We start from the raw sequence: 11,562 nt of genomic DNA on the forward strand, positions 1-11,562 counted from the left end.
ATGAGCCGAATCAGGGCGCGCCGACCGGACGCAGCCGATACTGCGGCGGCAACTGCTCGAAACCGCTGATCGTCGTGTCCAGGCTTTTCCAGCGGCCGTCCTTGATCCCGTAGATACAGCCGTGGATCGACAGTTTCTGCCCGCGATGCCAAGCGTTCTGCACAATGCTGGTGTGGCCGACGTTGGCCACCTGCTGGATCACATTGAGCTCGCACAAGCGATCCACGCGTTCTTCTTCGGTCGGCAATTGGGCCAACGTTTCGCGGTGCTCGTAGTACAGGTCGCGAATCGAACGCAGCCAGCCGTCGATCAGACCCAGTTGACGATCCTGCATCGAGGCACGCACGCCGCCACAGCCGTAATGCCCGGTGACCAGGATATGTTTGACCTTGAGCACGTCCACCGCGTACTGGATCACCGACAGACAGTTGAGGTCGGTGTGCAGCACCACGTTGGCCACGTTACGGTGCACAAACAGATCGCCGGGCAGCATGCCGACGATCTCGTTGGCCGGCACCCGCGCATCGGAACAGCCGATCCACAGATACTCAGGGGTTTGCTGACGGGCCAGCTTGGAAAAGAAATCAGGATCTTCCTGCTTGATCGCATCGGCCCAGCGCGCGTTGTTATCAATCAGATCTTGTAATTCGTTCATGCTATCTAGCCCTCGAGAATAGTGCGCAACTTTGACAGACGACCGCCCGTCGAGGTCACGTCCAGAATGCCGTTGGAATTCTCGCCACGGCTGTGGGTCCACCCAGTAAGCCCCACAGTATGAGGAATTGCCATGAATGATTCACGACGTCCTTTCGACGCGGTCCAGCCGGAACCCATCGACGATAACGAAGACCGCATGGGCTCGATGCATGAACTGGAATTCGACGAACAAGAGCCCAGTGCGAAAATCGGCGACGAACTGCCGGAAAATGAACGCGAACAGTTGATACCGCGTGAACGCGTGCGTGAAGCCGGGCTGACAGGGGCTTCAACGGATGATCACGAACCCACCGACGACGACATGAGCCCGGAAACACTGATCCGCGAAGACGGTGCCCGGGACGCCCATGAAGCCGGTGACGACGGGCAGGCCGACTGGGACCTGAGCGTGGTGGATGAAAATGATATTGGCGGGGGCGACGGGCTGGATGAAGCGCAAATGGCCGATATCGATCCGCTGGATGGCAAGCGGTAAGTGTCGATAGAGCTGACGCCATCGCGAGCAGGCTCGCTCCCACAGGTTCTGCGTCATAACCCAATGTCTTGAGCGATGCAGATCCAATGTGGGAGCGAGCCTGCTCGCGATAGCGGTGGATCAGTTTGCACTGGGGTTGAATGTGCCGCCGTCATCGCGAGCAAGCTCGCTCCCACAGGGTTTTGTGTTCGAGCGCAAATTTGATGCACACCGCCAAGCTCTCTGTGGGAGCGAGCTTGCTCGCGATGACGGCGTTGCGGTTAACCTCGATGTGGCAAGTTCAGTCCACCAAGGTACACGCCATGACCACCGCATCTTCGCGTCCGCCCACCGCAGGGTAGTAATCGCGGCGACGGCCGACTTCATTGAAGCCATAGCGCTCATACAGCCGGAACGCTGTGCGGTTGCTGTCACGCACTTCCAGGAAGCACTCCCGAGCCTCGGCCTTGTAGGCAATGGACATAAGATGCTCCAGCAGCCGCAAACCCAAGCCGCGCCCCTGGTTTTCCGGTTTGACGGTGATGTTGAGCAAGTGCGCTTCATCCAGGATGATCTGCACCACGCCGTGGCCCACTTGCTGCTGGCCTTCGAACATCAGCCAGATCTGGTACTTGCCCAGCCCGTCGAGAAAGATCCCTCGGGTCCAGGGGTGGCTGTAGGCCGCATATTCGATTTTCAGCACAGCGTCGAGGTCCGCCTCGGTCATCGGGCGGAACGATACAGCGTCACTCATTCGATTCTTTCCAACGCGCCATCAGCCGGCGCATGGCTTGCCAGACATCAGCCTTGCGCTGTGGCGTCTCCATTAACAATTCCAGGCCGGGCAACGCCCAGGCCGAGCCCAGGCCTTCGACCTGCAGTTCGCGATTGAACGCTTCAGCATCCACCTCACCAGCAAATTTCACCGCCGGCAGGCCGATCAGCCAAAGGCACACGCAGGGCTCATCCTCAAGCCGCGCCGAGACAAAACCCTGGACAAAATCCCGCGCCGCTTCTGGTCCCTGGTCCATGGTCCCGCGTGACAGCAACGGCCAGCGCACTGGCTCGCCAATGATCTGTGGGCTGTCCGGCAGACCGGCGGCGCGCAGCATGTCCTTGAGCAACAGATACGCCGGATCGCGGCTTTGAAACGGTTCGCCCGTGGGCAGTTCCACCAGTAGCAGGCAACGTCCTGCCCGTAGCAGTTGCAGCGCGAAACGCGGCGGTGCGACGTAAGGGGCCTTGACCGGGGGCGGGGTCTCATCGGCGGCCTCTACCGGTTTGGCGTTGGTGCGGGTCGAAGCCAGGCTCGGGCGCGGAACCTCGATCTTCGGCCGTTCGACCACGGGCGCCACCGGCTCGGCAACCGTCTTGGCCACGGGCGCGCTCACGACCGGCTCGATATCCAGCGGCTCGGGCGTTTCCAGCAGCTCGGGCCGCGACGGGGCGGCAAACGGCAATTCGGTACGCGGCAGCCAGTTGACCACCTGCATGGCGGTCAGATAGGCGCGGCGGCGGGACTCGATAAGCAAGGGTCGGCCACTTGTGGATAACTGAAAGTGGAAGGGATTCTACCGCCCTTCGAGAGAGATCGCTTCCCTGTTGAATCAATAGTTGAGCGATTCAACCGACAGTCCGTCTCAGGGGTGAATCGCAACCGGCCTGATGCAGTACAATCGCCCCTTTTAATTGCCAACCCGACGGCCATTGCGATGATCGAACCCAAGCGCGTCTTGCGCGCCCTCGCTGAACACTGGGCATTGCTGGAACCTTTGTGCGAGCACTTCGACCAGGGCACCCTGAGCCTCAACGAATTGCGTTCACAATTGGCCGCCCAACAACTGGACAGCACGCCCCAGGACATCACCAACCTGTTGGACGTGTGGATCCGCCTGGACATCCTCGTACCGGTGGCGAAAAGCCCGAACCGTTTCGAGCTCAACGCCCAGATCCATGACTTCCTCGCCTACCTGCGCCGCGAACACCGCCTCGGCCTGTGCCTGGAAATCGAAGCCTACCTGCGCCACCTCGAGCGCCTGGCCGGTTATATCCAGGACGCGTTCGACATTCGCGACGGCAACGATCTGGCCCGCCAGTTGCGTCTGCTGGACATGCGCGTGCGCGACGTACTCAAGAAACTCGCCAACGACGAACAGGCCCTGGTAGCGGTGGCCGAACGGGCCAAGACCAGCGACCGGCAGATTCCGTTGCGCCAGCGCTACGCCGAAGTGCTGGCGACCTGGGATGAATACGTCGAACCGATGATTCAGTTGGTGAACGCCGACGGTGCGTTCGAGCAAGGCGTGCGCAAGATCGAGAATGTGCTGTTGCGCATGCTCACCGAACAGCAGCGCCTCGGCCACCTGGTGGACGATGACATGCTGCTGCGCACCCACGCGCGCATCCTCGAGATGCAGACCAGCGCCCAGTTGACCCTGCGCCATGCCCGCGAATTGCTCCTGCCGCTACGCGAAGAGGCCCGCCGTCACAACGCGGTGACCCGTGGCGCCGCCCTGGCCCTGGCCGCCATTCGGCGCAAAGGCCTCGATGCCGTGCCCCAAGCCGCCATGCCGCTGTTCACCCGTCCGCAAAGCACCTTCCTGGGCAGCGCCAGTCAGGTCGAAGCCTACGTGTACGCCCTGGCCCGTTTCGAGCCGAAACCGGCGCGCTTCCCCAAGTCCCACAAGACCCACAAGGGCGGCGAGGCTCCTCGCGCGCCACGCACCGTACGCGAGATGGTCGAGCGTTGCGAAGACGCGCTGCCAATGCCGGACCTGATGACCTGGTTGCTGGAGCAGGAGCCGGACGGCGCCACCGACGAATTGCTGTACTGGTTCTCGCGTCTGTCGCGGGAAAAACGTTTCAAGCGCGAGCGTCTGGAACGCCGCGACTACCACACTCACGAGCATCAGGTCAGCCTGCGCTCCTTCGCCCTGCTCTCGGCCCGCGACACCGCCGCCGAGGATTCTGCGAGCATCCCCCATGCATCTTGATCTATCCGAACTGTCCCAACTGGCGCCGATTTTTCGCGAGCTGTTCAAGGGTTACCACGTCAGCCGCCGCGACCCGGAGCTGTACGCGCAACTGTCGAACTTCCAGGACCAGTACCGCACGCTGTTCAAGGCCCTGGGTTTCGAACTGGTGTGCGACACCCGTGGTTTCTACTACTTCGTGCCGGACCTCGCCGCCGCTGCGGTGAACAAGACCGCCCAACGCCTGGCGCTGTTCACCTTCATCCTCGTCGAGCACCTAGCCGACCAGGGCCGCGACCCGATTGCCGTGCTCGACGGTGGTAGCCTGGGCCGCGATGAGCTGCCCTCGCTTCTGGAAAAGTACCGCGACCTGTTCCTTCAGGCCGAAGTGCAGACCCAGGAAGAGCTGGAAGAAAAAATCATGCGCCGCATGACCCAACTGGGTTTTGCCGGCGAAGAGAACGGTGTCTACCGCTTCCTGCCACCGATGCACCGTTTCCTCGACGTCTGCCTGTCGGTCCAGCAGGACCGCGACCTGGCCGCCAGCCTGCACAGCGTGCTGCCGTTGCCTGCACCGGTACTGATCGACGAAGACAGCGACGAAAAGTTGCTGCAAACCGATGATCCGCTGGATCTGAGCGAATTCGAAGGTGAAAGCGAAGAAGACGCACTGGCCCGTGCCATTGCCGAAGAACAGGAGACCGACGCATGAGCAAGGAACGCTACGGCATCCGCCGCTTTGCCCTTTTGAACACCGCCGGCTACAGCCTGGGCCTGTTCCCGCTGGAAGAACCGCTGTCGGTGTACGGCGCAAACAACCTCGGTAAATCCGCGTCGATCAACGCCTTGCAGTTCCCGATCCTGGCGCGCATGTCGGACATGAGTTTCGGCAAGTACAGCCTGGAGCAATCCCGGCGTTTCTACTTTGCCTCGGACACCAGCTACATCCTGGTGGAAGTCGCCCTGCCCCACGGCCCGCACGTGATCGGTGTGGTCGGTCGCGGCCCCGGCGGCGGTTTCGGCCACCAGTTCTTTGCCTACGCCGGCAAGCTGGACCTGGCCCATTATCAGAAAGACGACACCTGCCTGCGTCAGAAAGAGCTGTTCACCAACCTGGAGCGCGAAGGCCTCAAAGCCTACGAACTCAAGCCTGATGAACTGCGACGCCTGCTGGTGGGCGGTCATACCTCGATTCCGCTGGACCTGACGCTGATCCCGCTGCGCTCCACCAGCGAGCAAAGCCTCAAGACCTTCCGCGCGCTGTTCATCAACCTGTTGCACATGCGCGAAATTACTGCGGCCAAGCTCAAGCAACTGTTCCTCGACGCGTTCGAGCACAGCCTGCGTTCCGGTAGCGTGGATTACATCGCCGCGTGTGAAGAAGCCTTCCGTGATGTACGACGCATGGAACAGGACTACAACTCCCTGGTGGCTGCCGGTCCGCTGGTGGAGGCCCTGGCCAATGGCGTGAAGCAGCGCGATGTACTGCGCGGCAAACTGCATCGTCTGTCACCGTTGCTCGACTCGCTGCTCGGCACTTGGTCGGACTACGCCAGTGCGCGCAAGGAAGAGCTGACCATCCAGGCCGAGCACTACCGCAACGAGCAGGATTCGCTGCAGAACGACCAGCGCGGCGGCACTCAGGAGTTGATGCGCTTGGAACGGGAAATCAGCGGTATCCAGCGCTGGATTGGCGAACTGTCGGTGCTCAAGAACCGCTTTGCCCTGGTGGATGACGTCAAGGTCCTCGAGCAACAACTACTCGCGGCCAAGGATGCCCACGACGAACTGGCCGGTGCCCTGGCCCAGTCCCGGCAGTTCAGCGCCGAAGACCTGGATGAGCGCCTGCGGGATCTGGAGAAACGCCTGAAGTCGGTCAAGCAGCAACTCGATCATGCCGACAACAACAGCTACGCCCGCCTGCGGGAAGAATTCTCGCAACAGGACGTTGAACGCCTGATGCGCCTGTTCAACAGTGCGCTGTTCAGCCTGCCGCTGGGCGAGCACGGTATCGCGCTGGACGAGAACGGCGAGTGGGTCAAATCCATGGAGCTGATCCTCGACGGCTTCAAAGGTGAGCGTTTCGAAGTACCGGGCCTGTCCATCGACCTGTCCCACATCGAACCGCCGGCCCTGCAAGCCCTGGCCGATCGCGCCGCACTGCGGGACCAGAAACAACGCCTGGAAAAAGAACTCAAGCAGCTCAAGACCCAGCAAGCTGTGGCCGCCGACCGCGCCGCGAGCAAGACCCAGACCGAGGCGCTGTACCAGCAGGTTCTGGATGCGCAGAAAGCCCTGGAAGACTTCCGCCGCACCCAGACCCTGAGTGCCGAGGAAGGCGAAAAGCTTGAGCAACTGGCGCAGATGGAAGCCGCCCAGGACGAACTCAAGCGCTCCAGCGATGCCTTCACCGAACGTGTCCAGCAGTTGTCCGCCAAGTTGCAACTGGTGGGCCGGCAGATCGCCGACATGGAAGCCAAGCAACGTACCCTCGACGACGCCCTGCGCCGTCGTCAATTGTTGCCAGCGGACCTGCCGTTCGGCACACCGTTCATGGACCCGGTCGACGACTCCATGGACAACCTGCTGCCACTGCTCAATGACTACCAGGACAGCTGGCAGGGTCTGTTGCGGGTCGATGGCCAGATCGAAGCACTGTACGCCCAGGTGCGCCTCAAGGGCGTGGCCAAGTTCGACAGCGAAGACGACATGGAGCGCCGCCTGCAACTGTTGATCAACGCCTATGCCCACCGTACCGACGAAGCCCTGACCCTGGGCAAGGCACGGCGTGCGGCGGTGACTGACATTGCCCGAACCCTGCGCAACATCCGCAGCGACTACGACAGCCTCGAGCATCAACTGGCGCTGTTCAACCGCGAGATCAACAAGCGTCAGGTGTCCAACCTGCAGAGCTTCCGGATCGTCCTGGCGCCGAACAAGGAAGCGCTCAAGCACATCGACCAGATCATCCACAGCGCCGGCCAGTACGAGGAAGGCGAGACCCTGTCGGTGTTCGACCTCAGCCAGAGCGCCGAGCAGGACAACAAGAACGAAGAGGCCAAGGAATACCTGGCCCGCCTGGTGGCGGCCAACCACAACCAGCTCGGCCTCAAGGACCTGTTCGAACTGGCCTTCGAGATCACCAAGGTCAACGGCCAGCCCGTGATCCACACCGATATCGATGGCGCGGCGTCCAACGGCACCACGATGACCATCAAGGCGCTGACCAACATGTATTTGTTGCTGCACCTGATGGACCGCGAACAGGCCGGTCGCGTGCGTCTGCCGTACTACCTTGACGAAGCGGCAGACATCGACGAGAAAAACCAGGCCGCGCTGCTGGAAACCAGCTTGCAGCTGGGTTTTGTGCCGATCCTGGCCAGTGTGAAACCGCAAGTCTGCGCCAGCGTCGCCATCGACCTGGAAGGCGGCAGCGGCCCCAACGGCATCTACATCGACGAGGCGGACTGGAAGTACATCCGCCGTCATGATGCGGTGAAAGCCACGGTGAACGTACAGGCCGACGAGCCGGAGCTGGATCCGGTTTGAGGTAAATAGCCGGACACAAAAAAGGCCGCGATCCAATGGATCGCGGCCTTTTTCATTGCGGCGAGCTTTTTAGGATTGTCGCGAGCAGGCTCGCTCCCACAGGTTTAGCGTCGCAATCAGATGACACTTCGTGGGAGCGAGCCTGCTCGCGATGGCGTCAGAACAGACTGATTGCCCCCTGATCACTTACCCAGCTTGATCTTCGGCGCCCAGGTCAGCCACTCCTCTTCAAACTGATCGAACAAGGGGAAGGTCTGCTCCGGTCGCGCCGGGTTGCCCATCCGCTCGCCATCCGGGGTGGCAAAAGCGATGCCGCCCTGGATCAGCGTCTCCAGCGACTCAGTCCGCACTGTCGCGCCTTTGAACAACCCGAAGTCCATGCCGAAGCCACTGGTATTCCAGAATCGCGTGCCGCTGCGCACCAATGGCGCGTACTTGGGCTCGATCAGGATATGAACCAGCACACGGTCCGCCGTCTGGCCCAATTCATAGCCAGTAACCTTGCCCACGGTAATCTCGCGATACGTCACCGGCACGCCGGTCTTCAACGAACCACGGCGAGCGGCGCTCAACACCAGGCTCAGACCGGCTTCAGGGACAGCGTTTTGCGGTGGGCTGGCGAGGGCCACGAAGTTTTTCTGCGGCCCCAGGTTTTTCACCGGTGGCTGTACTTCGATGTACTGCCCGGTCACCAGCGTCTCCAGGTTCGAGGTCTTCATCAGCCCCAGTTCGGGCTTGACCACCCAGAACTGGGAGCCGACCCGAGCAATACGCTCCGGCACTTCGGTGATACGTGCGGTGAGCAGGATCGATTGCATGTCGGCGCTGAGGTCCACGTCCTCGATCTTGCCCACATCCAGCCCTTTGAAACGAATCGGCGTGCCGCTGCGCAAACCGTCGGCGCGATCGACCTTGATCGTCACTATTGTGCCTTTCTGTTGCGCGGCTTCGCGGTCTGCATGCAGACGGAACCGTGGGATGCGCCTTTTCAACGGCACATTGGGTTCCGGCGTATCGAAAGAAATGCCGCCGGCCATCAGGCTTTGCAGGGATTCGCTCTTGACCTGGATCCCCCCCGTCAAACCACCCGTGAGCGTAATCCCACTGGCATTCCAGAACCGGGTCGATCCGTTGACCAGACCTTCGTATTCCTTCTCGATGTGCACACCAATGATCAACTGCTTTTTCTTGCGGGAGAACTGGTAGCTCTGCACCGATCCAACCTTGACCTGTTTGTAGAGAATCGGACTGCCGACCTCCAGCGAACCCAGGTTTTCAGTGAGCAGGACCAGGTGCAGCCCGGGCGAACGCAAGTCCAGCGGTGGCGCCTTCGGCCTGGCTTCAAATTCGCGCTGCGGCGCGCCTCCCTTGTCGCCGGGACGTATGGCGATGTAGTTACCTTTGACCAATGCCTCAAGGCCCGTAATCCCCGCCAGCGAGATCGACGGCTTGACCACCCAGAACTGGGTGCCGGTCACCAGGTAATCTTCGGCCAGTGGGTCTAGGGTCAATTCAGCGGTAGCGCTGGACAGATCCGGATCGACCTTGAGGTTCTTCAGGCTGCCGACCTGAATGCCTTTGTACATCACCGGAGTACGACCGGACTGTAACCCTTCGAAGTCGCTGAGCTTGACCTTCACGCGGATGCCGGCAGCGGCAGCGTCGAAGTCTTCATAAAGACGAAACGGCAGGCTCGGGTCTGTGGGCGGACTGTCTTTGCGACTCTCCGGCGTGGCGAACGCGATACCACCGGCCACGATGCTCGCCAGGGATTCGCTGCGCACTTTAACGCCCGACAGATTGGCATCGATGCTGATGCCGCTGGCATTCCAGAAACGCGTATGTTTACGCACCAGGCCGGCATAAGTCGGTTCGATATAGATTTTGATTTCGACCGTGCTCTGATCCTCCGATAGCAGGTAGCTTTTCACCTGTCCGACCTGAATCTGTTTATAGAACACCGGGCTGCCACGGTTCAGCGAGCCCAGGCGCTCGGCCTTGAGGGTCAGGTGCAAACCGGGCTTGGCGTCCGAGAGTGGCGGCTCTTCGGCCAGGGCCTTGAATTTACGGATCGGCTCCCCTTCCCCCGGGCTGATAGCCACGTAGTTACCGGAAACCAGGGTTTCCAGGCCGGTGATGCCGGCCAGGGTCACGCTCGGCTTGACCAACCAGAAGCGTGTCCCGGTCTTGAGGTATTGCTCGACGTCCTTGTTCATCTCAATGGTCGCGACCACGCCTTTCGAGCTGCCTTCGTCATCGAGCTTGAGGGACTTCACTTTGCCGACCGGCATACCCTTGTAGACGACTTCAGTCTTGTTGACCTGAATACCCTCGCCGCTTTCAAAGCGCACGTTGATCTCGATGCCGGTTTCGTTATAGGCCCGCCAGCCGAGCCAGCCGCCGATAATCAAGGCAATCAGCGGCAAGACCCAAATCGCGGACCAGTTCGAAGCCGGTCGGGTTTTAGCGGTAGGCAAATCAGTCATGGTCGTCATCCGACTCCGTGTTATCCCAAATCAGTCGGGGATCGAAGGTTACTGCGGCAATCATTGTCAAAATCACTACGCTGGCAAAAGCAATTGCACCAAGACCGGCTTCGACACTCGCGAGTCGACCGAAATTCACTACCGCCACCAATATGGCGATCACAAAAATATCCAGCATCGACCAGCGCCCAATGAACTCGATAAAACGGTACATAAGGATGCGTTGCCGCGCAGACATGGGCTGGTGCCGTTGCACGGAAAACAGCAGCAAGGCGATGCCTACCAACTTGAAAGTCGGAACGACGATACTGGCGATGAACACCACGGCGGCAATCGGAATCATCCCGTGCTGAACCAGCTCGATGACCCCGGCCATGATGGTGCTCGGTGCCCCTTGCCCCAACGAGTTGATGGTCATGATCGGTAGCATGTTGGCCGGAATGTAGAGAATCGCGGCAGTGACCAATAACGCCCAGGTCCGCATCAAGCTGTTCGGGCGACGAGGATGAACCAGGGCGCCGCAGCGGGTACAGGTTTGTGTATCGACGTCAGCTTCCTGCCGGTTTAGCTCGTGGCATTCTGTGCAGATCAAAATACCCGCATCAATCGCCCGCATGAGCGTCCTCTCCTGATAACGCTTGCCAGATCTGATGCGGCGACATCACCACCTCCAGCCAGACCTGGACGAGCAACAAACTGATAAAACACGCCAGACCAAGCCCCACGGTAATGGCCGCCATGTCTGCCAACTTGACAATGGCCACCAGCACACCCATGAGGTAAACCTCCAGCATGCCCCAGTCGCGTAAATGGTGATAAATGCGATAGAGCAATAAGCCGTAGCTACGGCCGATATTCCAGCGAATGGTCAGTAACACGGCCAATTGGCAAAGCAGTTTAAGCAGCGGAATGCCCATGCTGCACAGGAAAACCACCACCGATACACCCTGCATGCCGGTATTGAACAGGCCGACCACACCACTCCAAACGGTGTCCTGGGAGGATTGGCCGAGCAAATTGAGCTGCATGATGGGTAAAAAGTTCGCCGGCACATACAACAGCAGAGCGGCAATGACCAATGCAAGGCTGCGTTCGACCACATTGTGTCGGTGAGCGTAGAGCTCATACCCACAGCGAGGGCATTCGGCTTTTTCGCCATGGGCCAGCTGGGGCTTGCGCATCAACAGGTCGCACTCATGGCACGCCACCAAGTCATCCAACGGCAGATCTGACAACCGAGGGGCGTCAAACGGATCGGGCATAAAGAGCTCTGGCTCAACTAAGGTGGAGGCTATTCTAGTGCGCTGGCTTGAAAATAACTGTGCAAATTTATTCCGAGCCTCGGCGCAATTTTATTGCGGGCAAAACAAAACCCCTACCTGCA

General features: G+C 60.3%; 10 protein-coding genes. 4 read left to right on the top strand and 6 right to left on the bottom strand.

All coding sequences use genetic code 11. From position 1 onward, the window contains the following. Positions 1-10: 10 nt before the first annotated feature. Positions 11-655 (bottom strand): carbonate dehydratase, encoded by a 645-nt coding sequence (gene can / locus PSEUDOMOFG3G_RS23105; protein WP_047229378.1) that lies wholly within the window; start codon positions 653-655, stop codon positions 11-13. 132 nt (positions 656-787) lie between these two features. On the opposite strand from can, the gene PSEUDOMOFG3G_RS23110 reads away from it, so the two are divergent. Continuing rightward, entirely contained in the window at positions 788-1,192 is a 405-nt protein-coding gene (locus PSEUDOMOFG3G_RS23110) for a serine kinase/phosphatase (RefSeq protein ID WP_139051166.1), read from the top strand. Between the two features lie 280 nt (positions 1,193-1,472). Here the strand turns inward: PSEUDOMOFG3G_RS23110 and rimI are convergent, their stop codons facing one another. Next, on the bottom strand, positions 1,473-1,925 hold the full coding sequence (gene rimI / locus PSEUDOMOFG3G_RS23115) for a ribosomal protein S18-alanine N-acetyltransferase (RefSeq protein ID WP_047229376.1): 453 nt from the start codon (positions 1,923-1,925) through the stop codon (positions 1,473-1,475). Next, positions 1,918-2,703 carry an energy transducer TonB gene (locus PSEUDOMOFG3G_RS23120; RefSeq protein WP_139051167.1) on the bottom strand — a complete coding sequence of 262 codons (786 nt, stop codon included), beginning with the start codon at positions 2,701-2,703 and terminating at the stop codon, positions 1,918-1,920. Before PSEUDOMOFG3G_RS23120 ends, rimI begins: the two co-directional genes overlap by 8 nt. A 180-nt stretch (positions 2,704-2,883) precedes the next feature. Here PSEUDOMOFG3G_RS23120 and mksB point away from each other — a divergent pair, with 180 nt between their 5' ends. Genes mksB through mksF form a run of 3 tightly spaced genes read left to right on the top strand, consistent with a single transcriptional unit; the run spans position 2,884 to position 7,692 of the window. Continuing rightward, positions 2,884-4,164 carry an Mks condensin complex protein MksB gene (gene mksB, locus PSEUDOMOFG3G_RS23125; RefSeq protein ID WP_139051168.1) on the top strand — a complete coding sequence of 427 codons (1,281 nt, stop codon included), beginning with the start codon at positions 2,884-2,886 and terminating at the stop codon, positions 4,162-4,164. Beyond that, positions 4,154-4,855 carry an Mks condensin complex protein MksE gene (gene mksE / locus PSEUDOMOFG3G_RS23130; RefSeq protein WP_047229373.1) on the top strand — a complete coding sequence of 234 codons (702 nt, stop codon included), beginning with the start codon at positions 4,154-4,156 and terminating at the stop codon, positions 4,853-4,855. Before mksB ends, mksE begins: the two co-directional genes overlap by 11 nt. Next, positions 4,852-7,692 carry an Mks condensin complex protein MksF gene (gene mksF / locus PSEUDOMOFG3G_RS23135; protein ID WP_139051169.1) on the top strand — a complete coding sequence of 947 codons (2,841 nt, stop codon included), beginning with the start codon at positions 4,852-4,854 and terminating at the stop codon, positions 7,690-7,692. The genes mksE and mksF overlap by 4 nt, the downstream gene beginning before the upstream one ends. Positions 7,693-7,874: 182 nt before the next feature. Here the strand turns inward: mksF and PSEUDOMOFG3G_RS23140 are convergent, their stop codons facing one another. Genes PSEUDOMOFG3G_RS23140 through PSEUDOMOFG3G_RS23150 form a run of 3 tightly spaced genes read right to left on the bottom strand, consistent with a single transcriptional unit; the run spans position 7,875 to position 11,440 of the window. Further along, entirely contained in the window at positions 7,875-10,178 is a 2,304-nt protein-coding gene (locus PSEUDOMOFG3G_RS23140; RefSeq protein WP_139051170.1) for a PqiB family protein, read from the bottom strand. Then, positions 10,171-10,794, bottom strand: a complete 624-nt coding sequence (locus PSEUDOMOFG3G_RS23145; RefSeq protein WP_047229371.1) for a paraquat-inducible protein A — start codon at positions 10,792-10,794, stop codon at positions 10,171-10,173. Before PSEUDOMOFG3G_RS23145 ends, PSEUDOMOFG3G_RS23140 begins: the two co-directional genes overlap by 8 nt. Then, the gene (locus PSEUDOMOFG3G_RS23150) at positions 10,781-11,440 is read right to left on the bottom strand and encodes a paraquat-inducible protein A (RefSeq protein WP_047229370.1); all 660 of its coding nucleotides are present in this window, start codon (positions 11,438-11,440) and stop codon (positions 10,781-10,783) included. Before PSEUDOMOFG3G_RS23150 ends, PSEUDOMOFG3G_RS23145 begins: the two co-directional genes overlap by 14 nt. Positions 11,441-11,562 lie beyond the last annotated feature (122 nt).

It is taken from the genome of Pseudomonas sp. FG-3G, from assembly GCF_901007645.1.
GTDB lineage: Bacteria > Pseudomonadota > Gammaproteobacteria > Pseudomonadales > Pseudomonadaceae > Aquipseudomonas > Aquipseudomonas rhizophila.

Bases quoted from the DNA above. Each gene is read 5' to 3' on its own strand.
- can (WP_047229378.1), bottom strand. From the start codon at position 655: ATGAACGAATTACAAGATCTGATTGATAACAACGCGCGCTGGGCCGAT.
- PSEUDOMOFG3G_RS23110 (WP_139051166.1), top strand. From the start codon at position 788: ATGAATGATTCACGACGTCCTTTCGACGCGGTCCAGCCGGAACCCATC.
- rimI (WP_047229376.1), bottom strand. From the start codon at position 1,925: ATGAGTGACGCTGTATCGTTCCGCCCGATGACCGAGGCGGACCTCGAC.
- mksB (WP_139051168.1), top strand. From the start codon at position 2,884: ATGATCGAACCCAAGCGCGTCTTGCGCGCCCTCGCTGAACACTGGGCA.
- mksE (WP_047229373.1), top strand. From the start codon at position 4,154: ATGCATCTTGATCTATCCGAACTGTCCCAACTGGCGCCGATTTTTCGC.
- mksF (WP_139051169.1), top strand. From the start codon at position 4,852: ATGAGCAAGGAACGCTACGGCATCCGCCGCTTTGCCCTTTTGAACACC.
- PSEUDOMOFG3G_RS23140 (WP_139051170.1), bottom strand. From the start codon at position 10,178: ATGACTGATTTGCCTACCGCTAAAACCCGACCGGCTTCGAACTGGTCC.
- PSEUDOMOFG3G_RS23145 (WP_047229371.1), bottom strand. From the start codon at position 10,794: ATGCGGGCGATTGATGCGGGTATTTTGATCTGCACAGAATGCCACGAG.
- PSEUDOMOFG3G_RS23150 (WP_047229370.1), bottom strand. From the start codon at position 11,440: ATGCCCGATCCGTTTGACGCCCCTCGGTTGTCAGATCTGCCGTTGGAT.